The sequence below is a fragment of the Burkholderia sp. 28_3 genome (genome assembly GCF_003253915.1).
GTDB lineage: Bacteria > Pseudomonadota > Gammaproteobacteria > Burkholderiales > Burkholderiaceae > Burkholderia > Burkholderia cenocepacia.
On the sequence record NZ_QKZF01000001.1, the window covers coordinates 926,633 to 952,451 of the forward strand.

The following is a 25,819-nucleotide window of genomic DNA, read 5'->3' on the forward strand; positions in this document are numbered from 1 at the left end:
CCCGCCACGTCACCACATCACCGCCCTTCCGTCGCATGGCTACCGAACCGCCCGCCTCGCGCAGGCTCGCCGCTACGCGGCGCCTTCCGCCTTCGCACGGCGCGCCGGATGACGATGCGCGGCAATGCGCAACAGCTTCTGGAACGACGGGCATTCGAGATGGTTCGCCGCCGGGCACACGGCCGCATGCCGCAGCGCATCGCGCACCGCACCGAGACGGCGGATCGTGCGGTCGAGCTCGTCCGCCTTGCCGTCGAGCTTCGCGCGGTCGATCGCGGGCCGCCCCTGCGCGCCGACCATCGCGAGGATGTCGTCGAGGGAAAAACCGGCCTCCCGACCGAGCGCGATCAGCGCCAGGCGCTCCAGCACCGATTCGTCGTATTGCCGCCGCAGCCCGTGCCGGCCGATCGGAACGATCAGCCCTTTTTCCTCGTAGTAGCGCAGCGTCGATGCGGGCAATCCCGTGCGCCGCGCGACGTCCGCAATGTCCAGTCGGCCCATGCTTGACCTCAAGTTCACTTGAAGTTGCAAGATAGTCGCTCGACTCCATAAAGACAAGCCGGACCGCCATGAAACCGTTGAACCCGCGTCGCATTCCGCCGTGCCGCATCGCCGTCATCGCTCGCTGCGGAGGTGCGCGATGAGCCCGTCCGACGTCCTGCTCAAGCTGCTGTTGATCGGCGCGGGCGCCACGCTCCTGATGGACCTGTGGACGCTGTTCCGACGGCGTGCGTTCGGCATTCCGTCGCTCGACTACGCGCTGGTCGGCCGCTGGCTCGGCCACATGACGCACGGCCGGTTCCGCCATGCGTCGATCAGCACCGCTGCCCCAGTGGCCGGCGAACGCGCGCTCGGCTGGATCGCGCATTACGCGATCGGCATCGCGCTCGCGGCACTGCCCGTGCTGATCGCCGGCCCGACGTGGATCGATGCGCCGACGCCGCTCCCCGCACTCGTCGCCGGACTCGCAAGCGTGGTCGCCCCGTTCTTCGTGATGCAGCCGGCGTTCGGCTTCGGCATCGCGGCGTCACGCACGCCGCAACCGGGCGTCGCGCGCCGGCGCAGCCTCGTCACGCATCTGTCGTACGGGGTGGGGCTGTATCTCGCGGCGTACCTGCTCGCGGCGCTGACCCGTTGAGCTGCGCGCCGGCGTATCCCCAGACGCGCCTGTCCGTCTCCAGCAAACCGACGAGATCAGCCGCCGTCGCCGCGCTGCCCCGTGTCCTCGTAGCGATCGAGCGCGTCGAGCAGGTTGCCCGGCCGGCTCATCTCGGCCCTTAGCCGGGCGGCCTTCTCGATATCGGCCGGCGCGGTGAGCTTCGCGCCCTGATCGAGGTACGCCTGAGCGCGCGTCTCGCCGGCGGCGGCAGCCAGGCCCAGCAGCGCGTTCGCGGCGATCGGATCGTGCCCGGCACCGCCACCCGAGTAGTACTGCACGCCCAGCCGGAACAGCGAGGTCGCGACACCCTGGGCCGCGGCCAGCCGATACCATTTCACCGCTTCGACGTCGTCCTGGCGCACGCCCTGCCCGTTCTCGTACATCAGCCCGAGATTGTTCTGCGCGTTCGCGTAGCCCTGCTCCGCGGCGAGTCGATACCAGCTGAATGCGTCGGTGTCGCTCTGCTTCACGCCGCGCCCGCTGTCGTACAGGTAGCCGAGGGCGTTCTGCGCCTGCGGATCGCCCTGGTCCGCCGCGCGTCGATACCATTTGGCGGCTTCCGCGGCATCCTGCGGCACGCCGGTCCCGGCGTCGTACATCAACCCCAGATACAGTTGCCCCCTGGGCAGGCCCTGTTCGGCCGCACGCCGGTAAAGCCGCACCGCTTCCGCACTATCCTGCGGCGCGCCTTCGCCGTGCTCGTATGCGCGACCGAGATTGCACAACGCATTGCCGTGGCCCTGTGCGGCCGCACGCCGATACCAGTTCACGGCCTCCGCCCGGCTTTGCTCGACGCCGACGCCGGTTTCGTACAGCGTGCCGAGGTTGTTCTGCGAGGCCGCATCGCCCTGGTCGGCGGCCCGCCGATACCATTTCGCGGCTTCGGCGGGATTCTGCTCGACGCCGTCGCCGTGCTCGTACATCAGCGCGACGTCGAATTCGCCGTCCAGGTCGCCGCGCTTCGCCTTCTCCATCGCCGCGTCGAAGGCCGCGGGCGCATCGTCGTGCCCGAGCCAGACGATGCCGATCCCGAGGATCAGTACGACTGCGAGCGCGATCAGGATCGCAATACCGGCCTTCCGGCCGATTCGTCGGGCCTGGATCATCTCTCGGTGTTCTCTTTTTTGTGGTTGCAAGCGGTGCGCCCCGACCGGGCGCCCGCGTCATTCGCCGCCGCAGTCGATCAGGTTGCGCCGCACGCGCCCGAGCAGCCGCACCAGCGTCTCGCGCTCGTCGGGCGTGAAGCCGCGCAGGCCGTCGTCGGCGACGGTATCGCCCACTTCCAGCATCTGCGGAAAGATCTCGCGCGACTTGTCGGTCAACCGGATCACGAACGCACGGCGGTCGTCGTCGTTCGCCATGCGTTCGATCCAGCCATAGCTTTCCATCCGGTCGAGCAGCCGCGTGAGCGAGATCGGCGTGATCTCGAGCCATTCGGCGAGCCGCGCCTGGTTCATCTCGCCCTTCCACGTCAGGTACGCGAGCACGCGGCTTTGCGCCCGCGTCAGCCCGATGCGCTTCGCGCGCCGGTCGAACAGACGCCCGTTCAGGCGCGCCACGTCGGCGATCAGGTAACCGATCCGGTTCTCATAGGTCTTGTCCATGCGGCGATTATAGGGTCAAGCCGGAACCGGCCCGCGGCTCGCGACCTGGCGATAAGCGGCTATATAATAAGCGTGCTTATAATTTGTGCCATACCGGATCGCCGCCCACGGCGACCGTCCCACGGAGACACCCGCTTGAACCCCGCCGCCGACGCCCCCGCCTCGCCCGCCCTGAACCGGCCGATGCTGACCCTGTCGATCATGCTCGCCACGCTGATCCAGACTCTCGACAGCACGATCGCGAACGTCGCGCTGCCGCACATGCAGGGCACGCTGTCCGCGTCGCAGGACGAAATCACGTGGGTGCTGACCTCCTACATCGTCGCCGCGGCGATCGCGACGCCGCTCACCGGCTGGCTGTCCGACCGGCTGAGTGTGAAGCGGCTGCTGATCGTGTCGATCGCGGGCTTCACGGTGGCGTCGGCGCTGTGCGGGCTGTCGGAGACGCTCGTGCAGATCGTCGGCGCGCGGCTGCTGCAGGGCGTGTTCGGCGCGGCGCTGGTGCCGCTGTCGCAATCGATCCTGCTCGACATCAACCCGCGCGAGAAACAGGGCCAGGCGATGGCGATCTGGGGAATGGGCGTGATGGTCGGCCCGATCCTCGGCCCGACGCTCGGCGGCTGGCTCACCGACAGCTACAACTGGCGCTGGGTGTTCTTCATCAACGTGCCGATCGGCGCGTTCGCGCTCGCCGGCGTGATGACCTTCCTGCCGGCGCGCGCGCCGCGTCCGCACGTGAAATTCGACGCATTCGGCTTCGCGACGCTCGCGCTCGCAATCGGTGCGTTCCAGGCGATGCTCGACCGCGGCGAACAGCTCGACTGGTTCGGTTCGTACGAGATCCGCATCGAGGCGCTCGTCGCGGCGCTCGGCTTCGCGTTCTTCCTGGCGCATACGGCGACCGTCGGCAAGGCGTCGTTCTTCAAGTCGGAACTGCTGCGCGACCCGAATTTCGCGACGGGCACGCTGTTCATCTTCGTGGTCGGCGCGGTGCTGTACGCGACGCGCGCGCTGCTGCCGCCGATGCTGCAGAACCTGATGGGCTACCCGGTCGCGACGACGGGCCTCGTCACCGCGCCGAGCGGCGCCGGAACGATGATCGCGATGCTGTTCGTCGGCAGGCTGCTGAAATACGTGGATGCGCGGATGCTGCTGCTCGCGGGGCTGTCGATTTCCGCGCTCGCGCTGTGGCAGATGATGCAGTACACGGTCGTGCTGTCCGAAGCGGACATCGTGTGGCCCGGCGTGATCCAGGGCTTCGGCCTCGGGCTCGTGTTCGTGCCGCTGAGCGCGCTGTCGTTCTCGACGCTGCCGCCCGAACTGCGCGCGGACGGCACGGCCACCTACAGCCTGATGCGCAACATCGGCAGCAGTATCGGCATCTCGATCGTGCAGACGCTGATGACGCGCAACACGCAGGTCGCGCATGCCGACCTCGCGACGCACGTCACGCCGTTCAACCCGGCCGTGCAGGCGATCGCCGGCAGCCGCGTCGATCTCGCGCTGCTCGACCGCACGCTCAACCAGCAGGCGACGATGATCGCGTACCTGAACGACTTCAAGCTGATGTTCGTCGCGACGCTGCTGATGATTCCGCTGTTGCTGCTGATCCGCCCGCCGCAGAAAACGGCGAGCGTCGACGTCGCGCACGCGGCGATGGACTGACGGGCGCGCATGCGCCCGTCCGCAGCCGCGTCAGGCCTTCATCGTCCCGGTGCGCACGTAGCGCTCGTGCCACGACAGCGCCTCGGCGAGCAGATGCGGCGTGTGCTTGCCGAAGCTGTCGCGCGACGCGCGCTCGAAGTAGTCCTCGAGCATCGGACGGTAGTCGGGGTGCGCGCAGGTCGCGATGATCTTGCGCGCGCGCTGCTTCGGCGACAGGCCGCGCAGGTCGGCCAGCCCCTGCTCGGTGACGACGACCGCGACGTCGTGCTCGGTATGGTCGACGTGGCTCGCCATCGGCACGATCCGCGAGATCGCCCCGCCCTTCGCGGTACTCGCCGACATGAAGCACGACAGGTAGCCGTTGCGCGCGAAGTCGCCCGAGCCGCCGATGCCGTTCTGGATCTTCGTGCCCATCACGTGCGTCGAGTTCACGTTGCCGTAGATGTCGGCTTCGATCATCCCGTTCATCGCGATGCAGCCGAGGCGGCGCACGAGCTCCGGATGGTTGCTGATCTCCTGCGGGCGCAGCACGATCTTCTCGCGGAACGTCGCGATCTCGTCGGCGAAACGCTGCACGGCGGCCGGGCTCAGCGACAGCGCGGTGGCCGACGCGAAGCTCAGCGTGCCGTCGTCGAGCAGGTCGAGCATGCCGTCCTGGATCACCTCGGTGTAGGCCGTCAGGTTCGAGAAACCGGCCGAGCTGAGTTCCGCGAGCACCGCGTTCGTGATGTTGCCGACGCCCGACTGCAGCGGCAGCAGGTTTTCCGGCAGGCGGCCGCGCTTCACTTCGTGACGCAGGAAGTCGATCAGTTGCAGCGCGATCTGCTTGGACGTCGCGTCCGGCGCGGTGAATGCATTGCTGCGATCGGGCGCGTCGGTCTCGACGATCGCGACGATCTTGTCGGCCGGGCAGCGCAGGTACGGCTCGCCGATCCGGTCGTCGCTCTTCGTCAGCGGAATCGGCTTGCGATGCGGCGGCAGCGCGGTGCCGTAATAAATGTCGTGCATCCCGTCGAGGCCGAGCGGCTGGCGCGCGTTCACTTCGAGGATCACGTGCTTCGCGCGCTCGAGCCAGGTCTTGTTGTTGCCGATCGACGCGGACGGGATCAGCAGGCCGTCCTCGCGGATGCCCGCGACTTCGACGATCGCGACGTCGAGATCGCCGTACAGCCCGAACCATGCATATTGCGCGACGTGGCTCAGGTGGACGTCCTGGTAATCGACTTCGCCGCCGTTGATCTTGTCGCGCAACGTCGGGTCGGACTGGTACGGCAGCCGCATCGAGATGCCGTCGGTGCGGGCGAGCGCGCCGTCGAGTTCCGGGGCAGTCGACGCGCCCGTCAGCACGTTGATCCGGAAGTTCTCGCCGCGCGCGTGCGCCGCATCGATGTGGGCGGCGAGCGCGGCCGGCACGGCCTTCGGATAGCCCGACCCGGTGAAGCCGCTCATGGCGACGGTCATGCCGGGACGGATCAGCGCGGCGGCTTCGTCGGCGGTGCGGACGAGCGAACGCAGGGCGGGAGCGAGGATGCGTGATGAAGACATGGCTGGTTTCTGACGCTTTGATCTGTTGACGTCGCGGGGGGTGTCTCCTGAGCGACATGAAGCCCTTGGGGCCGCCAGGGGCGGCCGGCACCACAGGCACGGTCGGAGTATCGCAGAGGCCATCGCCGCGAAATGTCCGCTGGATGCAAAAGATCCTTGCCGGATTTGCCGGGTATCGAACGACCGTTCTGTGACAGGCGATTCGCCCGCGCCGCATGCACGCGAAAGGTGCGCGAAAGCATCGACGCGAATCGCGGGCTCCCGATCACCGCGCCGCGCGCTTCAATCGACGGATTTCCGTCGACATTGACGACCTGTGGCTCGGTAATGGCCGATACCTGCCCGGCGCGGCCGATTGTCGCCCGATGCGGCTTTTCCGGGCCTGACCGAGATCAAGGTCGCATGCGTTGCGCGCCGCCCGCCGACCGACGCGAAAAACACCGCCTCGCCGGCCTGCGAGGCCCGTCCGGCCTTGACAGTCGCGCGATGCGGACCACACTGGAAGACGAGTCCGGCCACCCCGTCGGCCGCCCCGTTCGCACGTGCGTTTTTGAACCGGCCGATGCGCGCAAGACGCCGTAACACTCCCGCATGTCAGGACATTGATCGAATAAAAAGCAACAAATTACAATTCCGTATATATTTCGCCGATGGACCAAAGAAAAACCGCCACACGCCCCGAGCCACCGCTGCCACGCACCTGGGATGCGCGGCTCGCGCGCTCGCTCGTCCGACCGCTCGTCGATACGCCGGTCACCCCGAATCACCTCACCACCCTTCGTCTGCTGATCGGCCTCGCCGGCGCCTGGTGCCTCGCGCAAGGCGGCTTCGGCTGGAGCAATGCAGGCGCGTTCCTGATCGTGTTGTCGAACTTCGTCGACCACACCGATGGCGAGCTCGCGCGCATCAGCGGCAAATCCAGCAAGATCGGTCATTTTTACGACCTGGCGGCCGATGCGCTCGTCACGGTCGCGCTGTTCGTCAGCATGGGGGTCGGCATCGTCGCCCAGGGCGGCCAGATGGCCGCGTCGCCGGTGCTGCTCGGCGCGGTGGCCGGCGCGGCCGTCGCGCTGATTTTCTTCCTGCGCATGCGGATCGAATCGATCGCCGGCAAGGCCGGTACCAAGCAGGCGTTCGCCGGCGGCTTCGAGACCGAAGACGTGCTGTACCTGCTGCCGATCGTGACGCTCGTCGACGGCGTCGAGCCGTTCCTGCTCGCCGCATCGATCGGCGCCCCGCTGTTCGCCGCATGGGTCGTGATCGACTGGTGGCGCATCGTGCGCCGCGGCAGCACTGTTCCGCAGAACCCCTCTGAAATCCAGGCTTCCAAATGACTTCTAGCACGCGCGACGATACCGTGCTGAGCCCGGCACGCCCCGCGCCCGTGCGCGCGACCGCGGCCGATCCCGATCGCACCGTGGCCGACTGCGTCGGCCAGCTCGACCTCGACCGCCTGCGCGGCGACTACACGCGCCAGGGCTCGTTCCTCTACCTCGACGCCTTCCTGCCGCCCGACGCGCACGCGAAGCTGGCGGACGCCGCCCGCGCGATGCAGGCCGGCCTGAACCGCAATTATCTGCCCGGCCACAAGCAGGGCGGCAGCGTGAGCCGCCATACGATCGACGAGCAGGCGCCGTACATCGCGGAGCTGTATCGCTCGAAGGCGCTGATCGGCTTCCTCGAGAAAATCACGGGCGACAAGCTGATGCTGTCGCCGGACGACGATCCGCACGCGTACGCGCTGTATTACTACACGAAGCCCGGCGACCACATCGGCTGGCACTACGACACGTCGTACTACGACGGCCGGCGCTACACGCTGCTGATCGGCGTGATCGACGAATCGTCGTGCCGGCTCGACTACGAGCTGCATACGCGCAACCCGGACGTCGCCGACGAACCGGGCTCCGTGCAGATCGCCGACGGCGGCATCGTGCTGTTCGACGGCGACAAGCTGCGCCACCGCATCACGCCGCTCGGCCAGAACGAAATGCGCGTGTCGCTCACGTTCGAATACGTGACGAACCCGGGCATGCGGCCGTGGAAGCGCTTCATCTCGAACATGAAGGATGCGATCGCGTATTTCGGTTTCCGCCAGGTGTTCAAGCAACTGGCGACGCGACGCACGACCGGGTCATGACACGCGCCGGCCTCATCCTGCTGTCCCTCGGGACCGCACTCTTCATCGCACTCCTGGCCTGGCAGGGCGTCGGCGCGGTCGCGTCCACGTTCCTCGCGGCCGGCTGGGGCCTCGCGCTCGTCGCGGCGTTCCACGTCGTACCGCTCGTGATCGATGCGTTCGCGATCTCCGTGATGTTCCGCCGCGGGCAGCCGGGCGCCGAACTCGGCAACGCGCTGCGCGCGCGCTGGGTCGGCGAATCGGTGAACAGCCTGCTGCCCGCCGGGCAGATCGGCGGCCCCGTGCTGATGGTGCGCCACCTCGCGCAGCGCGGCACGCGGATGGCCGACGCGGCCGCCGCCGTGACCGTCGGCACGACGATGCAGGCGCTCGCGCAGATGGCGTTCGCGTTGATCGGGATCGCCGCGTTCAGCCTGTATGCGACGCACGAATCGGTCGCGCACTTGCGTACGCCCGCGCTGATCGCCACCGGCGTGCTCGGCGCGCTCGCGGTGATGTTCTATCTGGCGCAGCGGCGCGGGCTGTTCGGCCGCGGCCTGCGCCTCGCGTCGAAACTGCTCGGCCCGCGCGACTGGTCGTCGCTCGCCACGCGGGCCGACGCGATCGACGACGCGGTCGGCGCGCTGTACCGCGATCGCGCGAAAGTCGCGAAGACCTTCGCATTGAGTCTCGTCGGCTGGATCGTCGGCACCGCGGAAGTGTGGCTCGCGCTGCACTTCCTCGGGCATCCGGTGAGCTGGCTCGACGCGCTGCTGCTGGAAAGCGTCGGCCAGGCGATCCGCGGCGCGGCCTTCGCGATCCCGGGCTCGCTCGGTGCGCAGGAAGGCGGCTACCTGCTGCTCGCGCCGCTGGTCGGCTTGCCGCCCGACGCGGCGCTTGCGCTGTCGCTCGCGAAGCGCGCGCGCGAACTCGCGCTCGGCCTGCCCGGCCTGCTCTATCTGCATTTCAGTGAAAGAAACTGGCAGCGGCGCCGTGCGCCGCAGCCGCTCGCCGACTGATCGTTCAGATCGCCGGCTTTTTGGTTGGAGAACCCATGCGAGCCATCATTCTTGCGGCAGGCCTCGGCTTGCGCCTGCAACAACCGCCCGAAGCGCAGTTCCCGAAGTGCCTGCTGCGCTTCGACGACGTGTCGCTGCTCGAGCGCCATCTGCGCGTGCTCGACGCCGCGGGCGTCGACGAGATCGTGCTCGGGCTCGGCTTTCAGCACGAGAAGGTCGAGCAGGAACTGAAGCGTCTCGGCCGCCAGGCCGAAATCGTGATCAACGAACGCTACGACCTCGGCAGCGTGCTGACCGTGCATACCGTCGCCGACGCGATGACGCGCGGCGGCGACGTGCTGCTGATGGACGCGGACGTGCTGTACGACGAGAACATCCTGCACGCGCTGGTGGCCGATGCCGACCAGGCGGTCGACCGCCTGCTGATCGACCGCGACTTCGAGGCCGGCGACGAGCCCGTCAAGCTGTGCCTGAAGAACGGCGTGCCGGTCGAGCTGCGCAAGCAGCTCGCGGTCGATCTCGACTACGACACGATCGGCGAATCGGTCGGCTTCTTCCGCTTCACCGAAGGCACCGCGCGCCGCCTCGCGACGATCGTCGCGGGCTACGTCGACAGCGGCCGCGCGAACATGCCGCACGAGGAAGCCGTACGCGACCTGCTGCTCGAAGGCGGCCATTCGTTCGACGTCGCCGACGTCACCGGTTCGCCGTGGATCGAGATCGACTTCCCGAACGACGTCGCCCGCGCGACGCAAGACATCCTTCCCCTGATTCAACGCACCACCGCAGGAGCCGCACGATGAACGCACGCGAACCCAACTTCACCGAATCGCGCAGCGCGCGCCTGCGCCGCATGCTCGTCAGCAGCGACCTCGAATTCCTGATGGAAGCGCACAACGGCCTGTCCGCGCGGATCGTCCGCGAGGCCGGCTTCAAGGGGATCTGGGCGTCGGGCCTCGCGATCTCCGCGCAATTCGGCGTACGCGATAACAACGAAGCGAGCTGGACCCAGGTCGTCGACGTGCTCGAGTTCATGGCCGACGCGAGCGACCTGCCGATCCTGCTCGACGGCGACACCGGCTACGGCAACTTCAACAACGTGCGCCGCCTCGTGAAGAAGCTCGAACAGCGTGGCATCGCCGGCGTCTGCATCGAGGACAAGCAGTTCCCGAAGACGAACAGCTTCATCGGCGGCGAGCGCCAGCCGCTTGCGGAAATCGACGAATTCTGCGGCAAGATCAAGGCCGGCAAGGATTCGCAGACCGATCCCGACTTCTCGATCGTCGCGCGTGTCGAAGCGCTGATCGCCGGCTGGGGGATGGACGAGGCGCTGCGCCGCGCGAACGCGTACGCGGAAGCCGGCGCCGATGCGATCCTGATCCACAGCAAGCTGTCGCGCCCCGACGAGATCCTGCAGTTCGCGCGCGAATGGAGCGGCAAGGCGCCGCTCGTGATCGTGCCGACCAAGTACTACAGCACGCCGACCGACGTGTTCCGCCAGGCCGGCATCAGCACCGTGATCTGGGCGAACCACCTGATCCGCGCGTCGGCCTCCGCAATGCAGGCGACCGCGCGCGAGATCCACGAGAGCGAAACGCTGATCAACGTCGAAGACCGCGTCGCATCGGTCAACGAGATCTTCCGCCTGCAGGACGCCGACGAATACTCGGCGGCCGAGCGCATCTACCTGTCGTCGTCGTCGCGTGCGTCGAATGCCGCGATCGTGCTCGCCGCGAGCCGCGGCAAGGGCCTGGAAGCCGTGACCGAAGACAAGCCGAAGGTCATGCTGCCGGTCGCCGGCAAGCCGCTCTTGCGCTGGCTCGTCGACGGCTTCAAGACGCATGGCGTGAACGACATCACCGTGGTCGGCGGCTATCGCGCCGACGCGATCGACACGTCGGGCATCAAGCTCGTCGTCAACGAGCGCCATGCGCAGACGGGCGAGCTCGCGTCGCTCGCGTGCGCGGCCGAACGCCTGACCGGCGACACCGTGATCTCGTACGGCGACCTGCTGTTCCGCAGCTACATCGTGCGCGACCTCGCGGAAAGCGAAGCCGAATTCAGCGTCGTGGTCGATTCGTCGCTCACGGAGTCGACGAACCAGAGCGTGCGCGACTTCGCCCTCTGCTCGGCGGCCGACGATCGCGGCCTGTTCGGCCAGAAGACCTACCTGCAACGCGTATCGAGCGACGTCGCCGCGGGCACCCCGCACGGCCGCTGGATCGGTCTGCTGAACGTGCGCGGCGCCGGCGTCGACCGGCTGAAGGCGATGCTCGCGACGCTGCAGGCGCGCCCTGATTTCGACACGCTCGACATCCCGTCGCTGCTCAACGAGCTGGTCGCCGCGGGCGAGAAGATCGAGGTGCAGTACGTGCACGGCCACTGGCGCGGCGTCAACGATCTGGAAGACTTCCGCCGCGCGGGCGACTTCGCGCACGGCCAGACGCCGCTGTCCGAGCCGGGCGCCGGCAACGGGGGCGCGCAATGATCGAAGCGGCCCAGTTCGTCGAGGCCGCGCGCGAACGCGGCTTCGACTGGTACGCGGGCGTACCCTGCTCGTACCTGACGCCGTTCATCAATTACGTGTTGCAGGACCCGACGCTGCACTACGTATCGGCCGCGAACGAAGGCGACGCGGTCGCGCTGATCGCGGGTGCAACGCTCGGCGGCAAGCGCGGAATCGCGATGATGCAGAACTCGGGGCTCGGCAACGCGGTGAGCCCGCTCACGTCGCTGACCTGGACGTTCCGCCTGCCGCAACTGCTGATCGTCACGTGGCGCGGCCAGCCGGGCGTGGCCGACGAGCCGCAGCACGCACTGATGGGACCGATCACGCCCGCGATGCTCGACACGATGGAGATCCCGTGGGAGACGTTCCCGACCGACCCCGAACAGGTCGGCCCGGCACTCGACCGCGCGATCGCGCACATGGACGCGACGGGCCGCCCGTACGCGCTCGTGATGCAGAAAGGCAGCGTTGCGCCGTATGAACTGAAGGCGAACCCGGCCGCGAAGCCGCGTGCGCACGTCGCCGCGCAATCGGCGTCGCGCGCCGCATCGACCGACGCGTGGCCGACCCGTCACGACGCGCTGCAGCGCGTGATCGCGCATACGCCGGTCGATTCGACCGTCGTGCTCGCGTCGACCGGTTTCTGCGGTCGCGAGCTCTATGCGCTCGACGATCGCCCGAACCAGCTGTACATGGTCGGCTCGATGGGCTGCGTGACGCCGCTCGCGCTCGGCCTCGCGCTCGCGCGCCCCGACCTGCGCGTGGTGGCCGTCGACGGCGACGGCGCCGCGCTGATGCGGATGGGCGTGTTCGCGACGCTCGGCACCTACGGCCCGGCCAACCTCACGCACGTGCTGCTCGACAACGGCGCGCACGAATCGACGGGCGGCCAGGCGACGGTGTCGCAACATGTGTCGTTCGCCGGCGTCGCGGCCGCCTGCGGCTACGCGTCGGCGGTCGAAGGCGATACGCTCGACGTGCTCGATGCGACGCTCGCCGCAACGAGTGACGGTGCGCAATTCGTCCGCGTGGCGATCCGCACGGGCGTGCCCGACGGCCTGCCCCGCCCGACCGTCACGCCGGTCGAGGTCAAGACCCGTCTGATGCGGCACATCGGCGCCGCGCAGACCGAAGCCCACGTTGAAGGAGCCCATTGATGCTGCTGCTGAACCCCGGCCCGGTCACGCTCACCGAACGCGTGCGCCGCAGCCTGCTGCAACCCGATCTGTGCCATCGCGAAAGCGAATTCTTCGACCTGCAGGATGAAGCGCGCACGCGCCTCGTCGCCGCGTACGAACTCGATCCGGCCGAATGGGCGGCCGTACTGATGACGGGCTCGGGCACGGCCGCCGTCGAGAGCATGATCGCGGCGCTCGTGCCGCAGGACGGCAAGCTGCTCGTGATCGAGAACGGCGTGTACGGCGAGCGGATCACGCAGATTGCGACGCAGTACGGCATCGCGCATGACGTGTTGAAGCATGAATGGATGCAGGCGCCCGATCTCGCCCAGATCGGGGCGAAGCTCGATGCGGGCGGGTATTCGCACGTCGCGGTGATCCATCATGAAACGACGACGGGCCGGCTGAACGATCTCGGCGCGATTGCAGAAGTGTGCCGTGCGCGCGGCGTGAAGATGCTCGTGGACGGCGTCAGCAGCTTCGGCGCGGAAGCGATCGACTTCGCCGGCGGCGTCATCGATGCGGTTGCCGCGACCGCGAACAAGTGCCTGCACGGCGTGCCGGGCGCGGCGTTCGTGATCGTGCGCCGCAGTGCGCTCACGAAGGCCGCAAGCCGGACTTACTACCTCGATCTCGGTCGGCTCGCGAAGCTGCAGGATCAGCGCAATACGCCGTTTACGCCTTCCGTGCATGCGTATTACGCGCTCGTCGAGGCGTTGCGCGAGTTTGACGAGGCTGGCGGCTGGCGTGCCCGGCATGCGCATTACAAGGCGCTTGCCGATCAGGCGCAGGCAGGGCTTGCTGCGCGCGGGATGCCGCTGGTGCTGCCGGAAGGTGCGTCGTCGGTCGTGCTGCGTGCGTATCGGTTGCCGCAGGGTGTCACGTACGAGACGCTGCACGACGGGTTGAAGGCGCGCGGCTTCGTGATTTATGCGGGGCAAGGCGGGCTGTCTAAGGAACTGTTCCGGATCTCGACGATGGGCGCGATTCAGGCGGCCGATGTCGAGCGGTTGCTGGAAGGGTTTACGGCGCTGACGCGGTGAGCGTTGTCCGCACCTTCGTCTACGAAAAGGCCCGCAAGGGCCTTTTTTATTGTTATTTGCAAATTTGGGGAAACATGGGACACGTTGTCGGCATTCGCGCATTTCAGTCACTCGACATGGCCGCGTCATTCCCAGACAATCGGTTTTTCCAAATCCGATCGCGCCTCTTTAAAGCAAGTCGACGATACGCGCTTCAGACGACGCTGTCGAACGCGATCGACGCCGGGAATCCATCGATCGCCATATCAAGGAGAAAACAAAAATGGGAGCAAAAATTCCTATCCACGTATCGGGTTCCCGCTTCCGTCGCGCAATGCTCGGCGTCTCCATGGTGCTGACATTTTCTGGAGTCGCCGCTGCACAAGCGCAGAGTTGCGCACCTGACAGCGTGGTGCCGGAGTGTTTGCTGCAGCGTAGTCAGGATGAGTTGCAGCAAGCCGACGACGAATTGAACCGCACTTACCGAAAGGTTTTGAAATCGCTGTCTCGGCCACGTGACGAGTACGTCAACTATCCGACACTCAAGGCGAAATTCATCGAGGCTCAGCGGCAATGGCTCCGTTTTATCGACAACGAGTGTTCTGCTTGGTATCTGATAAACGAGGCAGGCGCGGATCGTAATCTTGATCTACTGACTTGCGAAATCGAAAGAACGCGTGATCGTACGCGTCAATTAAACACGTGGCTTAAGCAGGTTAGCTAGGATGAGCTCGGTGCTGGATAAAAGCAGCATGATCAGGACATAGAGAACGTTGACGCTCAGCGAGTCAAATAACGGCTTGCGAACGTTCGCTAACGGGATTGCTGAAAGTCTCCGCCCGGTCAGAGGCGACGCCCACGAACACCCATGAAGAAACATTTCCGAGGACAATAATGAGCATCCTGCGCTTCGCCCCGCTGCTGGCACTCGCCGCCGCCCCCATCGTTCACGCCGCCGACAGCCAGCCTTGCAGCGACGAAACCGTGACAGCCATCGCCCGCTGGGCCGGCATTGCGAACGCACGCATCGCCACGCGCGACGCGGACCGGCTCGTCGTCGCGTCGTCGTGCAAGGTCATGCCGAACGCACCGGAAACGACGATCGCGGCCGTCGCGTTCGATTCGCTGCCGAAGAGCAAGAACCCGGACGAAAGCAAAAAGCTGCAGGTCGTCGCGCTCGTCGAAGGTGGCAAGGTCGTGGCGGCCGATCGATCGGTGGTCGAAGAGGACGTGGTGACGGAGATCGACGAGAACAGCTACCGCATCGATACGGCGCCCTATCGGCTGTCGCCCGACGTGCGTGCGTTCGGCGTCGTGTTTACCAGCAGCGCGCGTGGGCCGAGTTGCCCGGATGCGAACACCGGTGAAGAGTTGACACTCTGGGTGCGTGAAGGCGGCCATATCCGCCCCGTGTTCGGCACGAATCTGTACGGCTGGGTCAGCGTCGAAGGCGACGCCTGCGGGCCGGGTGCGGGCGATGCGCGCAGCGAAGCGGCCCGCATGACGATCGCCGTCGAGAAAACGTCGAGCCACGGCTTCGCCGACCTGTCGATCACGGCGCACATCACGAAGACGCAGCGCAAGAACGGCGATTACTCGGATACGGGCAAGCGCACGGCACGCACGATCGTCCACTACGACGGCAAGTCGTACGGCATCGATATGTTCCGTAACTTCTGGTACTCACCCGCCGCGATGAAGCGCTTCAATTAAGGCCGGGGAAATCGCCGCCCCGCCCGCCTACTCCACCGCCTTCGCCCCGATCGCGTCGGTCGGCGTAGGCATCCGCAACGCGTCGTCCCGCACGCGTCGCCCCTCGCGCGCCGTATAGCGATCCTTCAGCCTCAGGAACGGTTTTTCGACGAGGAAATAGCTGGCGGTCGCGGCAATCAATGCCCATACGATACCGAGCGGAAACCCATGCGGCACGGGCAGGCCCGGGTTCGCAAAAGGCTGCTGCCACAGATAGAGACTGAACGAAATCGTGCCGACGAACACCACCGGCCCGGCGCGCAACCAGCGCGCGCACCAGAACCCGCTGCGGAAATTCAGCACGACGATCACGATCGCGATCAGCGCGGCTTCGATCGTCACGCCGTACGTCGCATTCCAGAAGCCGCCGAGCCGGTGTTCGGCGAGCGGCATGCCGAGCAGCACGACGAACACGAGCGCCGTCACGATGCGCGCCTCGCCGCGCCACGAACCGATCCACGCTTCGAGCCGTTCGCGGTTGAGCGACGCATAGCAGCCGATCAGGATCGGGTCGACACCCGTGTGCAGCATCATCCCGAGTTGCCCGCGCAGTGCGGGCGCGACGAAATACGTAATGGCACGCACCAGCGGCACGATGAGGATCAACGTGGCCAGCCAGCGCGTGCCGGTGCGGCGCATGCCGAACGCGAACAGCAGCGGCCAGAACCAGTAGAACTGCTCCTCGAGCGCGAGCGACCAGAAATGGCCGAGGTACCACGCGCCGTCCGGATGCAGCGCGTTGTCGCCGGTCAGCCCGAACCACGCCGAGTAATTCCACAGGTGCAGCGCCGCATAGAGCCACTGCCGGCGATCGACGTCGAACCCGCCGACGAACGCCACGATCGCGACGGCCGCGAGATACACGTAGCAGGCCGGCCAGATGCGCAACGCACGGCGCACGTAGAACGACGTCAGTGCGATGCCACCCGTACGCGCGAATTCGGCGCGCAGCACGTTGGTGATCAGGAAGCCGCTCAGCACGAAGAAGATCAGCACACCGAGCCGGCCGTCGGCGATCAGCCGCAACGGCGCATACCAGCCCGTATAGCCGCCGGGCAGCACATGCTCGGCATGACCGACGACGACCATCGCGACCGCGACGGCGCGCAACCCGGTCAACTGCGTGACGCGATGGTTCATCGGCTGGTTTCCGTTGGCACGGTGGAAGAGCGGGAATGGGCCGGCGCCCGCTGGGCACGCCGACCTGCCGCCGGGATTTTGTATGAAAAATATCGGAATGAAATTGCTTCAAAAATCCGCGCGGCAAACATCGCCGGCGACACGCGCCACAGCGGGCCAACGTCCGGCGCGGCGAATGGGCATAATGACAAGCCTTGTCCGGCGGCGGCCGGTCCGATGCCCACGCAACGAATTTTGCGGCGCAGCAATCCAGGCCGTACCGTACCGTCCGCACGCGGGCCCGCGCCTCGTCCGCCTCGTGTCCACCCTCACCCGGAGCCTGCCTGTGTACCCACCGATCGAACCCTACGCCCACGGCCACCTCGACACCGGCGACGGCCACCGCATCTACTGGGAGCGCTGCGGCAACCCGGCCGGCAAGCCCGCCGTGTTCCTGCACGGCGGCCCCGGCGCCGGCTGCGGACCCGACCATCGCCGCCTGTTCGATCCCGAGCGCTACGACATCCTGCTGTTCGACCAGCGCGGCTGCGGGCGCTCGACGCCGCATGCGAGCCTCGAGAACAACACGACGTGGGACCTGGTCGCCGATATCGAACGCCTGCGCGAGATGGTCGGCGCCGAGCAATGGCTGGTGTTCGGTGGCTCGTGGGGCAGCGCGCTGGCGATCGCGTACGCGGAAACCCACCCGGAACGCGTGAGCGCGCTGATCGTGCGCGGCATCTTCACGATGCGTCGCGCGGAATTGCTGTGGTACTACCAGGAAGGCGCGTCGTGGCTGTTCCCCGATCACTGGGAAGACTTCCTTGCACCGATTCCGGAAGCCGAGCGCGGCGACCTGATGGCCGCCTACCATCGTCGGCTGACCGGCGACGACGAAGCCGCGAAGCTCGAAGCCGCGCGCGCGTGGAGCATCTGGGAAGGCCGCACGATCACGCTGCTGCCCGATCCCGCGCTCGCCGCGCACTTCGCGGACGGCCACTACGCACTCGCGTTCGCGCGGATCGAAAACCACTACTTCGTGAACAAGGGCTTCGTCGAGGAAGGCCAGCTGCTGCGCGACGCGCATCGGCTCGCGGGGATTCCGGGCGTGATCGTGCAGGGCCGCTACGACATCGCGACACCCGCACGCACGGCATGGGAGTTGTCGAAAGCGTGGCCGGACGCGACGTTCGAGATCGTGCCGGGCGCCGGGCATGCGTACAACGAGCCGGGGATTCTGGAGGCGCTGGTCGCGGCGACGGACCGGTTCGCCGCCTGAGCAACATAACAACGCGACACGACGCGGCGCGTGCTGCCATGCCTACCGGCATGCCCACGCGCCGCCGATCACAGCGCCGCTTCGACGATCGTCCGGCCGCTGATCGCCTGCTCGACGAGCTGTTCGTCGCCGACCTTGCGGATCGCGTCGTCGAGCAGCCCTTCCGGCTCCTCGGTCGCCACCTTCAGCAGGCCCGACAGCCCGCGTGCGTCGAGCACCACCAGCGTCTCCATCGAATCCGCGCGACTCACGAGCACGCGGCGGAACGCCGGGCCCGCGCCGAAGCTCGCGCAAAGCGCGATCGTCTCGTTGCCGAGCGTGTAGTCGAAGTGCTTGATCATGGTCTGCCGCCGTTGCATGGAAATGGCGACGCGCGACGGCGCGGCGCCGTGACGTCGACGCACCCGCGCGTGCCGCCGGCGCGTCGGACCGGAGTCCGAATCGCTGCCGGCATCACCATGCTAGGCGTGCAGAATTAACGAAGACTTAAAGCGGCTGAGCCCGCCTGGCGGCACCCTCAAGCCGCATCGAGCGGCTCAACCGTCACCCCGACCTTCAGCTCCTGATCCGCCCCGCCGCCGCGGATCACACCGCGCAGCGGCGTCACGTCCGCGTAGTCGCGCCCGATCGACAGCATCACGTAGTCGTCGCCCGGCGCCCGATCGTTGGTCGGATCGAGCTGTAGCCAGCCGCCATCCTCGGGCCACGCCGGGTCGTACACGTCGACCCACGCATGCGACGCGTCCGCACCGATCAGCCGCGGCTGGCCCGGCGGCGGCTGCGTGAGCAGGTAGCCGCTGACGTAGCGCGCGGCCAGCCCGAGCGAACGCAGCGCGCCGATCATCACGTGCGCGAAATCCTGGCACACGCCCTTGCGCAACCGCAGCGCGTCGAGCGCCGACGTCGTGATGTCGGTGCTGTTCGGCGTGTACGCGAAATCGGCATGCACGCGCCGCATCAGGTCCCATGCCGCCTGCACGAGCGGCCGTTGCGGCGTGAAGCTCGCGGCCGCGTACGCGGCAAGCTCGGCGTCGCACGCGACGTGCGGCGACGCGAACACGAACTCGCTCGCCGGGTCGTAAGGCTGCCCCGCGCGGAACCGCAAGCGCTCGCGCACGGCCTCCCATGCGGTGGCATGCGCGGCGTCCGGGTTCGCGATCGCAGGCGGCGGCTCGCCGCGCGCGCCGAGCGACCACACGGGCGGCGTCACGCGCACGGTACTGCGGCTGCGCACCAGCAGCGTGTCGTGCGGCAGGTTCAGCGCGAACGACGCGCGCGCATTGCCGAACGCGTCGAGTTCGGTGCCGACCGATTCCGGTGCGGGCTCGATGTCGAGCGAGAACGACAGCACCTGCTGGCGCGGCGTCGCCAGCGGTTGCAGGCGTGCCTGGTGCTGCGCGGATTCGACGCGCGCCGCGTAACGGTATTCGGTGTCGTGCGTGACGCGCAGCAACCGGCCCGGCGCGACGGCAGCCCGTGCGTCGCTTGCGGCCGCCGTCGGTGCGGCTGCCTGCCGTGCGTTACCGGAGGCGGAACCGGCCGGCGTTTTCGGCACGCCTTTCGTCGTCACCATAGCGTCCTGCCCGCTTCGCGCACGTGGCTGAAATAGCGCTCGCCAATCCGGTTCGACAGTTCCCACACCGCCTTCGCCGTCGTGTCGAGCGCCGCGAGCAGTTTGTCGTGCCGGCCGCCTTCGGTGGTCTCGCACAGCTCGTGCAGCGACCATGCAGGCACATCCGGAATCGTCTCGGCCAGCTCCGACAGCGCATAGCCTTCGCTGCGCTCGACCTTCGTCAGCCGGCCACGCAGCGCCTGCACGACCCAGCCGAGCGAGCGCGGGTTGTCGGTATCGAGCACGACGAGCGACAACAGCGGCGCGACGTCGAAGCCGCGCTGGAACCGCGAACGAAACGTGATCGTGCTGTCGAACAGTTCCAGCACGAGTTCGAAACCGTCCTGCCGGTGCACGGCTCCTTCGTCGAACGCGAACTTCAGCACGCTGCACAGGAAATCGAGCCGGTCGATCTGCCGGCCGATCGACAGCAAGCGCCAGCCGTCGTCGCGCGTCATGTTGTCGGTCTGCGCACCGGTGATCGCGCCGAGCAGCAGGCCGAGGCGTTCCAGCAGCTGCAGCGCGTCGTTGCCGATCTGCTCCTCCGCTTCCGGTTGTCCTGCGCTATCCGCGAACAGTTGCGTCGCGTCGTCGATCAACCGCCATTGATCGCTCGACAGCCGTTCGCGGATCGCGGCAGCCGCGCCGCGCATGCCGAACAGGCACGACGCGATCCCCGACGTGCGATCGGCGCCGCGCGTCAGCGATGTCGCCAGCGCGTGCTGGAACGCGCGCGGCGCATCGACGGCGTGCGGCGCGTCGGCCGCGATCAGCCCGGTGTCGCGGCACAGCGTGTCGATCAGTTCGAGGTGCGCGGGGCTGTCGACGTCGTCTTCGCCGCGCAGCCGTTCGAGCGCGGCACGCGCCAGGCGCATCAGGTTGGTCGCGCGCTCGGTATAACGGCCGAGCCAGAACAGGTTTTCCGCCGCGCGACTCGCGATCGCACGCGGCCGCTCGACGAGATCGTCGGGGCCGAGGTGCGTCTGCAACAGCGTCGTCGAATCGACGATGCCCTCGGTCATCACCCACGTATCGACGGTGCTGCCGCCACGCGGCATCGGCGCGTTGAACAGCGTGTCGCGCGTGCCGACCCGTGACAGTCCGCCCGGCAGGAGCCGCCAGCGCTGCGCGCCGTCGGCGAGCGCGAACACGCGCAGCAAGAGCGGTTTCGGCACGATCCGCGCGCTGCCGTTGCCGTCGGGTGCGTCGGGCCGCGGCCAGGTCGGCGCCTGCGACAGCGGCAGATCGGCCTGCACCGTGTAGTGTTCGGGCCGCGCGAGAATCCGCGCGCGCCACTCCGCCAGTTGCGCCGGCGTGAGCCGCGCGCCGATCACCGGCTCGAATGCACCGCCTGCCTGCACGTCGGGTGGATAGGATGCCTTGACGATGCCACGCGCGAGTTGCGGCAGCGCGTCGTCGCACGCGGCCGCCTCGCCGCACCACCACGAATGCACGGCTGGCAGCGTCAGCGTTTCGCCGAGCAGGCCTTCCGCGAGACGCGGCATGAAGCCGAGCATCGCCGGCGATTCGAGGAAGCCCGAGCCCGGCGCGTTCGCGAGCAGCACGTTGCCCGCGCGCACGGCCTGCAGCAGCCCCGGCACGCCGAGCATCGAATCGGGACGCAGTTCGAGCGGATCGAGCCACGCGTCGTCGACGCGCCGCAGGATGCCGTGCACCGGTTCGAGCCCGCTCAGCGTCTTCAGGAAGACGTGATTGTCGCGCGCGGTCAGGTCGCCGCCTTCGACGAGCGTGAGGCCGAGATAGCGCGCGAGATAGGCATGCTCGAAATAGGTCGCGCTGTGCGGTCCCGGGGTCAGCAGCACGATCCGCGAATTCTTCGCGGCGGGGCTGAGCGACTGCATGCTCTGCAACAGCGCACGGTAGGCGGACGCCAGCCGCTGCACGCGCAGCCCGCGAAACCCGCGCGGAAAGAGCCGCGACACGATCAGCCGGTTTTCGAGCAGGTATCCGAGCCCGGCCGCGCCCTGCGTGTGCTGCGCGACGATCCGCCACTGCCCGTCCGGGCCGCGCGCGAGATCGAACGCGACGACGTGCAGCCACGTATCGCCCGGCACGCGTGCGCCGCGCATCGCGCGCAGGTAGCCGGGATGACCGGTGACGAGCGCGGGCGGCAGCAGCCCGCGCTGCAGGATCGTCTGCGGCCCGTACAAATCGGCCAGCGTCGCGTTGAGCAGCCGCACGCGCTGCAGCACGCCGCGCTCGATCACGACCCAGTCTTCGGGCGTGACGATCAGCGGTAGCAGGTCGAGCGACCACGGCCCGGCCGCGCCGTCGCCGGCGCGTTGCTCGTGCAACTGGTAGAACAGGCCGTTCTCGCGCATGCGCCGGTGCAGCGCGTCGGCGCGGCGGTCGAGGTCGGCCACGCCGTCGCTGCCGATCGACGTGAAGAAGCTGCGCCACGCGGGCGCCAGCGCGGGCGCGTTCAGGCCGGCCGCGCTGCCGCGCAGTTCGTCGTAGCGGCCGGCGGCGGCCGGCGCCGCGAGCGCGGCGGCCAGTTCGGCGGCGTCCGGCTGCGCGCCGGTATCGAAAAGCGTGGGCATCGCGTCGAGGGCGGCGAGATGATCGAGGTCAATGGGCGGCACGATGTCGTTCCGTCGTCAGGATGCGGCCGCGCACGCGCGCCGCCGCACCGGCGGCAAGCTGCCGCGGCGCGCGGCCGCAGTCTGCCCGCATCCTAGCACTCCGGCGAGGCCGCCGGGAGGTTGCGCGCCGCGCATCGTCGTCCGCCCCGTCATCGATCGATCAAGGCCGCCGCAAGTCCAGCGTGAACGGAAATTCGCGGCTCGGCGCGGCGGCCGCGACCTCCATCCGGCCCGGCGTGTGCCCCATCTCGACGAAGCGCGCGAGCCGGCGGCTCTCGGCTTCGTACGCGTTGACCGGGAACGTCGCGTAATTGCGCCCGCCCGGATGCGCGACGTGATACCGGCAGCCGCCGAGCGAGCGCTGCAACCACGTATCGACGATGTCGAACGTGAGCGGCGCGTGCACGCCGATGGTCGGATGCAGCGCCGACGGCGGCGCCCACGCCTTGTAGCGCACGCCCGCGACGTACTCGCCGACGGTGCCGGTCGGCTGCAGCGGCAGCGCACGGCCGTTGACGGTCACGACGTGCCGGTTGTCGTTCAGCCCCGTCACGCGCACTTCGAGCCGTTCGACCGACGAATCGACGTAGCGCACCGTGCCGCCGATCGCCCCCTCCTCGCCCATCACGTGCCACGGTTCCAGCGCGCCGCGCAGCGACAGTTGCATGCCGTTCACCGCGATCTGCCCGAACAGCGGAAAACGGAATTCGAAGTGCGGCGCGAACCACGCCGGATCGAACGCGAAACCGGCGTCGCGCAACTCGGCCAGCACGTCGTCGAAATCCATCTGGAGAAATTCCGGCAGCATGAACCGGTCGTGCAGCGCGGTGCCCCAGCGCGTGAGCGGCGTCGTGTACGGCGTGGCCCAGAAACGCGCGACCAGCGCACGCAGCAGCAGTTGCTGCACGATGCTCATCCGCGCATGCGGCGGCATCTCGAACGCGCGCAGTTCGAGCAGGCCGAGCCGGCCGGTGGACGAGTCGGGCGAATACAGCTTGTCGATGCAGAACTCGCTGCGGTGCGTATTGCCCGTCACGTCGATCAGCAGGTTGCGCAGCACGCGGTCGACGAGCCACGGCGGCATGTCCTGCCCGAACAGCAGCTTGTTGCGCTGGATCTCCGCGAATGCGATGTCGAGCTCGTAAAGCTGGTCGTTGCGTGCCTCGTCGACCCGCGGCGCCTGGCTCGTCGGCCCGATGAACAGCCCCGAGAACAAATACGACAGCGACGGATGGTTGTGCCAGTAGGCGATCAGGCTCGCGAGCAGATCGGGGCGGCGCAGGAACGGGCTGTCGGCCGGCGTCGCGCCGCCGAGCACGAAGTGGTTGCCGCCGCCCGTGCCGACGTGCCGCCCGTCGACCATGAATTTCTCGCTGCACAGCCGCGATTGCCACGCGGCGTCGTACAGGAATTCGGTGTGGTCGACGAGTTCGTCGAAGCTCGCGGCCGGATGGATGTTCACCTCGATCACGCCGGGATCGGGCGTCACCTGCAGCAGTTTCAGCCGTGCGTCGCGCGGCGGCGGATAGCCTTCGAGCACGAGCTTCACGCCGAGCGTGTGCGCGGTCAGCTCGATCGCGCCGAGCAGGTCGAGATAATCCTCGAGCGCGGCGAGCGGCGGCATGAACAGGTACAGGATGCCGTTGCGCACTTCGACGCACAGCGCGGTACGCGTGATCCACGCGGCCGATTCGAAGCGCTCGGGGCGGCGATGCGGATCCACGGCGCCCGGTCGGCCGCTCGCGGCCGCGCCGTCGTCGCGCCACTGCATCACGGTCTGCGCGGACGCTTCGCGATGCACGCCGGCCAGGTAGCGCGGCGCGTCGGCCGGGCCGGCGTAGCGGGCGCGCATGGCGGCGGCATCCGGCAATGCGTCGCGCGGCGCGAACGGATCGCGCTCGACCAGGTACGGATAATCGGCGCTGGCGGTCCACGGCAGCGAATCGAGCGGCAGCCGGTAGCCCATCGGCGAATCGCCCGGCACGAGGTACATTCGCTCGTCGCGGAAGAACCACGGGCCCGTCTGCCAGCGCGGCCCGTCGAGGCCCGGCATGTCATCCACACGCTTCACCGGCAGCACGTAGCCGACCACGCTGTCGAGCTGCTGCTCGAACACCTTGCGCAGCCGCGCGCGTTCGAGCTCGTCGTCGAGGCGCGCGTCGAACGGATCGACGTTGACGGGCAGCCGGCGCTCGCGCCACAGGTAGTACCACACGTCCTCGTAGCCGGGCCGGATGAACTCGCCGGTCAGGTTCAGCCGCGCGGCGAGCGCATCGATGAAACGCTTCGCGTCGTCGGTCGTGTACGCGGACGGTTCGCGCTCGTCGGCGAACAGCGACGGATCGTGCCACACGGGCTGGCCGTCCGCGCGCCAGAAGATCGACAACGCCCAGCGCGGCAATTGCTCGCCCGGGTACCACTTGCCCTGCCCGAAATGCAGGAAGCCGCCGTCGCCGTATTCGGCACGCAGCCGCTGCACGAGTTCGGTCGCGTAACCGCGCTTGGTCGGGCCGAGCGCATCGGTGTTCCACTCGGCGCCGTCGCGATCGTCGATCGACACGAAGGTCGGCTCGCCGCCCTGCGTGAGCCGCACGTCGCCGGCCGCCAGCGCACCGTCGACCTGCGTGCCGAGCGCGAGCACGGCGTCCCACTGCGCTTCCGTATACGGTTTCGTCACGCGCGGCGATTCGTACACGCGCGTCACGCTCATCTCGTGCTCGAACGACACCTCGCACTCGTCGATCAGCCCTTCGACCGGCGCGGCGCTCGTCGGCTGCGGCGTGCAGGCGAGCGGAATATGCCCTTCCCCGGCGAGCAGGCCCGACGTCGGATCGAAGCCGATCCAGCCGGCGCCCGGCAGGTAGACCTCGCACCATGCGTGCAGGTCGGTGAAATCGACCGACGTGCCGCTGGGGCCGTCGAGCGATTTGACGTCGGGGGTGAGCTGGATCAGGTAGCCCGACACGAAGCGCGCGGCGATGCCCAGATGGCGACACAGCTGCACGAGCAGCCACGCGCTGTCGCGGCACGAGCCGGATGCGAGTTCGAGCGTTTGCGCGGGCGTCTGCACGCCCGGCTCCATCCGCACGAGATAACCGATGTCGCGCTGAAGCTGCTGGTTCAGCGCGACGAGGAAGTTCACGGTGCCGGCCGGCGTGCGGTCGACGGCGTCGAGATACGTGCGGAACAGCGGCGCGGCGCTCGTCTGCGGGTCGCACGCGAGATACGGCGCGAGCTCGGTCTTCAGCGCGTCGTCATAGCTGAACGGGTATTGTTCCGCGCTCGCTTCGAGGAAGAAATCGAACGGGTTGTACACCGACATCTCGGCGACGAGATCGATCGTGATCTCGAAGTGCTCGGTTCGCTCCGGAAACACGAGCCGCGCGAGATAGTTCGAGAACGGGTCCTGCTGCCAGTTGATGAAGTGCTGCGCAGGCTCGACCGTCATCGAATACGCGAGGATCGGCGTCCGGCAATGCGGCGCGGGCCGTAGCCGCACGACCTGCGGGCCGAGGTTGACGAGCCGGTCGTAGCGATAGCGGGTGGTGTGATGCAGCGCGACGTGGATGGACATGGGAGCTCGGATCGGGTTGGGCCGGCCGCGCGCGCCGCGTCGCTGTCGACGCGGCGGCCC

At 68.0% G+C, this 25,819-nt stretch carries 21 protein-coding genes; 12 read left to right on the forward strand and 9 right to left on the reverse strand.

The annotated features are described in order from the left end of the window. Positions 1 to 72: 72 nt before the first annotated feature. On the reverse strand, positions 73 to 501 hold the full coding sequence (locus DFS13_RS04285) for a helix-turn-helix domain-containing protein (protein ID WP_006484694.1): 429 nt from the start codon (positions 499 to 501) through the stop codon (positions 73 to 75). A gap of 139 nt (positions 502 to 640) precedes the next feature. Here DFS13_RS04285 and DFS13_RS04290 point away from each other — a divergent pair, with 139 nt between their 5' ends. After that, a complete protein-coding gene (locus tag DFS13_RS04290; RefSeq protein ID WP_111441398.1) occupies positions 641 to 1,138 on the forward strand; it encodes a DUF2938 domain-containing protein in 498 nt (165 codons plus the stop codon). A gap of 56 nt (positions 1,139 to 1,194) precedes the next feature. Here DFS13_RS04290 and DFS13_RS41140 read toward each other — a convergent pair whose 3' ends face one another. Next, the gene (locus DFS13_RS41140; RefSeq protein WP_111441399.1) at positions 1,195 to 2,265 is read right to left on the reverse strand and encodes a tetratricopeptide repeat protein; all 1,071 of its coding nucleotides are present in this window, start codon (positions 2,263 to 2,265) and stop codon (positions 1,195 to 1,197) included. Positions 2,266 to 2,322: 57 nt separating this feature from the next. Further along, positions 2,323 to 2,763 (reverse strand): MarR family winged helix-turn-helix transcriptional regulator, encoded by a 441-nt coding sequence (locus DFS13_RS04300; RefSeq protein WP_006484698.1) that lies wholly within the window; start codon positions 2,761 to 2,763, stop codon positions 2,323 to 2,325. 135 nt (positions 2,764 to 2,898) lie between these two features. On the opposite strand from DFS13_RS04300, the gene DFS13_RS04305 reads away from it, so the two are divergent. Further along, complete coding sequence (locus DFS13_RS04305) at positions 2,899 to 4,428, forward strand: DHA2 family efflux MFS transporter permease subunit (RefSeq protein ID WP_109342400.1); 1,530 nt, start codon at positions 2,899 to 2,901, stop codon at positions 4,426 to 4,428. 30 nt (positions 4,429 to 4,458) lie between these two features. Here DFS13_RS04305 and DFS13_RS04310 read toward each other — a convergent pair whose 3' ends face one another. Next, on the reverse strand, positions 4,459 to 5,973 hold the full coding sequence (locus DFS13_RS04310) for an acetyl-CoA hydrolase/transferase family protein (protein ID WP_006484688.1): 1,515 nt from the start codon (positions 5,971 to 5,973) through the stop codon (positions 4,459 to 4,461). 650 nt (positions 5,974 to 6,623) lie between these two features. Between DFS13_RS04310 and DFS13_RS04320 the strand changes: the two genes are divergently transcribed. The 9 genes from DFS13_RS04320 to DFS13_RS04360 all read left to right on the forward strand — a co-directional run bounded on the left by DFS13_RS04320 (position 6,624) and on the right by DFS13_RS04360 (position 15,533). After that, positions 6,624 to 7,307, forward strand: a complete 684-nt coding sequence (locus DFS13_RS04320) for a CDP-alcohol phosphatidyltransferase family protein (protein ID WP_006484692.1) — start codon at positions 6,624 to 6,626, stop codon at positions 7,305 to 7,307. After that, positions 7,304 to 8,113 carry a 2OG-Fe(II) oxygenase gene (locus DFS13_RS04325; protein ID WP_111441400.1) on the forward strand — a complete coding sequence of 270 codons (810 nt, stop codon included), beginning with the start codon at positions 7,304 to 7,306 and terminating at the stop codon, positions 8,111 to 8,113. Before DFS13_RS04320 ends, DFS13_RS04325 begins: the two co-directional genes overlap by 4 nt. Next, on the forward strand, positions 8,110 to 9,111 hold the full coding sequence (locus tag DFS13_RS04330) for an HpnL family protein (RefSeq protein WP_006484682.1): 1,002 nt from the start codon (positions 8,110 to 8,112) through the stop codon (positions 9,109 to 9,111). Before DFS13_RS04325 ends, DFS13_RS04330 begins: the two co-directional genes overlap by 4 nt. Positions 9,112 to 9,146: 35 nt before the next feature. After that, positions 9,147 to 9,914, forward strand: coding sequence for an NTP transferase domain-containing protein (locus DFS13_RS04335; RefSeq protein ID WP_006492690.1), 768 nt, complete (start codon positions 9,147 to 9,149; stop codon positions 9,912 to 9,914). Further along, a complete protein-coding gene (aepX, locus tag DFS13_RS04340) occupies positions 9,911 to 11,599 on the forward strand; it encodes a phosphoenolpyruvate mutase (protein ID WP_006484687.1) in 1,689 nt (562 codons plus the stop codon). Before DFS13_RS04335 ends, aepX begins: the two co-directional genes overlap by 4 nt. Next, a complete protein-coding gene (gene aepY / locus DFS13_RS04345; RefSeq protein ID WP_006484696.1) occupies positions 11,596 to 12,777 on the forward strand; it encodes a phosphonopyruvate decarboxylase in 1,182 nt (393 codons plus the stop codon). Before aepX ends, aepY begins: the two co-directional genes overlap by 4 nt. Further along, a complete protein-coding gene (locus DFS13_RS04350; protein WP_048985784.1) occupies positions 12,777 to 13,841 on the forward strand; it encodes a 2-aminoethylphosphonate aminotransferase in 1,065 nt (354 codons plus the stop codon). Before aepY ends, DFS13_RS04350 begins: the two co-directional genes overlap by 1 nt. Positions 13,842 to 14,103: 262 nt before the next feature. Next, positions 14,104 to 14,544: a lysozyme inhibitor LprI family protein gene (locus DFS13_RS04355; protein ID WP_111441401.1), complete on the forward strand. Its 441-nt coding sequence runs from the start codon at positions 14,104 to 14,106 to the stop codon at positions 14,542 to 14,544. 170 nt (positions 14,545 to 14,714) lie between these two features. Beyond that, complete coding sequence (locus DFS13_RS04360; RefSeq protein ID WP_077021006.1) at positions 14,715 to 15,533, forward strand: multidrug ABC transporter ATPase; 819 nt, start codon at positions 14,715 to 14,717, stop codon at positions 15,531 to 15,533. 27 nt (positions 15,534 to 15,560) lie between these two features. Here the strand turns inward: DFS13_RS04360 and DFS13_RS04365 are convergent, their stop codons facing one another. After that, the gene (locus DFS13_RS04365; protein WP_109342397.1) at positions 15,561 to 16,712 is read right to left on the reverse strand and encodes an acyltransferase; all 1,152 of its coding nucleotides are present in this window, start codon (positions 16,710 to 16,712) and stop codon (positions 15,561 to 15,563) included. A 325-nt stretch (positions 16,713 to 17,037) separates the two neighbouring features. On the opposite strand from DFS13_RS04365, the gene pip reads away from it, so the two are divergent. Beyond that, on the forward strand, positions 17,038 to 17,970 hold the full coding sequence (pip, locus tag DFS13_RS04370) for a prolyl aminopeptidase (protein ID WP_006484702.1): 933 nt from the start codon (positions 17,038 to 17,040) through the stop codon (positions 17,968 to 17,970). Positions 17,971 to 18,038: 68 nt separating this feature from the next. On the opposite strand, the gene DFS13_RS04375 is transcribed toward pip, so the two are convergent. From DFS13_RS04375 to DFS13_RS04390, 4 genes are all read right to left on the reverse strand, one after another. Continuing rightward, on the reverse strand, positions 18,039 to 18,311 hold the full coding sequence (locus DFS13_RS04375; protein WP_027807048.1) for a hypothetical protein: 273 nt from the start codon (positions 18,309 to 18,311) through the stop codon (positions 18,039 to 18,041). A 176-nt stretch (positions 18,312 to 18,487) separates the two neighbouring features. Beyond that, positions 18,488 to 19,543 carry a transglutaminase family protein gene (locus DFS13_RS04380; protein ID WP_006495079.1) on the reverse strand — a complete coding sequence of 352 codons (1,056 nt, stop codon included), beginning with the start codon at positions 19,541 to 19,543 and terminating at the stop codon, positions 18,488 to 18,490. After that, entirely contained in the window at positions 19,537 to 22,143 is a 2,607-nt protein-coding gene (locus tag DFS13_RS04385) for a circularly permuted type 2 ATP-grasp protein (RefSeq protein WP_041494541.1), read from the reverse strand. The genes DFS13_RS04380 and DFS13_RS04385 overlap by 7 nt, the downstream gene beginning before the upstream one ends. A gap of 202 nt (positions 22,144 to 22,345) precedes the next feature. Beyond that, positions 22,346 to 25,759, reverse strand: a complete 3,414-nt coding sequence (locus DFS13_RS04390) for a DUF2126 domain-containing protein (RefSeq protein ID WP_111441402.1) — start codon at positions 25,757 to 25,759, stop codon at positions 22,346 to 22,348. Between the last annotated feature and the right edge of the window lie 60 nt (positions 25,760 to 25,819).

Excerpts from the sequence above, each read along its gene's own strand:
- DFS13_RS04390 (WP_111441402.1), bottom strand. The coding sequence starts at position 25,759 with ATGTCCATCCACGTCGCGCTGCATCACACCACCCGCTATCGCTACGAC.
- DFS13_RS04360 (WP_077021006.1), top strand. The coding sequence starts at position 14,715 with ATGAGCATCCTGCGCTTCGCCCCGCTGCTGGCACTCGCCGCCGCCCCC.
- DFS13_RS04310 (WP_006484688.1), bottom strand. The coding sequence starts at position 5,973 with ATGTCTTCATCACGCATCCTCGCTCCCGCCCTGCGTTCGCTCGTCCGC.
- DFS13_RS04320 (WP_006484692.1), top strand. The coding sequence starts at position 6,624 with ATGGACCAAAGAAAAACCGCCACACGCCCCGAGCCACCGCTGCCACGC.
- aepY (WP_006484696.1), top strand. The coding sequence starts at position 11,596 with ATGATCGAAGCGGCCCAGTTCGTCGAGGCCGCGCGCGAACGCGGCTTC.
- DFS13_RS04365 (WP_109342397.1), bottom strand. The coding sequence starts at position 16,712 with ATGAACCATCGCGTCACGCAGTTGACCGGGTTGCGCGCCGTCGCGGTC.
- DFS13_RS04350 (WP_048985784.1), top strand. The coding sequence starts at position 12,777 with ATGCTGCTGCTGAACCCCGGCCCGGTCACGCTCACCGAACGCGTGCGC.
- DFS13_RS04290 (WP_111441398.1), top strand. The coding sequence starts at position 641 with ATGAGCCCGTCCGACGTCCTGCTCAAGCTGCTGTTGATCGGCGCGGGC.
- DFS13_RS04355 (WP_111441401.1), top strand. The coding sequence starts at position 14,104 with ATGGGAGCAAAAATTCCTATCCACGTATCGGGTTCCCGCTTCCGTCGC.
- aepX (WP_006484687.1), top strand. The coding sequence starts at position 9,911 with ATGAACGCACGCGAACCCAACTTCACCGAATCGCGCAGCGCGCGCCTG.
- DFS13_RS04330 (WP_006484682.1), top strand. The coding sequence starts at position 8,110 with ATGACACGCGCCGGCCTCATCCTGCTGTCCCTCGGGACCGCACTCTTC.
- DFS13_RS04335 (WP_006492690.1), top strand. The coding sequence starts at position 9,147 with ATGCGAGCCATCATTCTTGCGGCAGGCCTCGGCTTGCGCCTGCAACAA.
- DFS13_RS41140 (WP_111441399.1), bottom strand. The coding sequence starts at position 2,265 with ATGATCCAGGCCCGACGAATCGGCCGGAAGGCCGGTATTGCGATCCTG.
- DFS13_RS04380 (WP_006495079.1), bottom strand. The coding sequence starts at position 19,543 with ATGGTGACGACGAAAGGCGTGCCGAAAACGCCGGCCGGTTCCGCCTCC.
- DFS13_RS04375 (WP_027807048.1), bottom strand. The coding sequence starts at position 18,311 with ATGATCAAGCACTTCGACTACACGCTCGGCAACGAGACGATCGCGCTT.
- DFS13_RS04385 (WP_041494541.1), bottom strand. The coding sequence starts at position 22,143 with ATGCCCACGCTTTTCGATACCGGCGCGCAGCCGGACGCCGCCGAACTG.
- DFS13_RS04285 (WP_006484694.1), bottom strand. The coding sequence starts at position 501 with ATGGGCCGACTGGACATTGCGGACGTCGCGCGGCGCACGGGATTGCCC.
- DFS13_RS04325 (WP_111441400.1), top strand. The coding sequence starts at position 7,304 with ATGACTTCTAGCACGCGCGACGATACCGTGCTGAGCCCGGCACGCCCC.
- DFS13_RS04300 (WP_006484698.1), bottom strand. The coding sequence starts at position 2,763 with ATGGACAAGACCTATGAGAACCGGATCGGTTACCTGATCGCCGACGTG.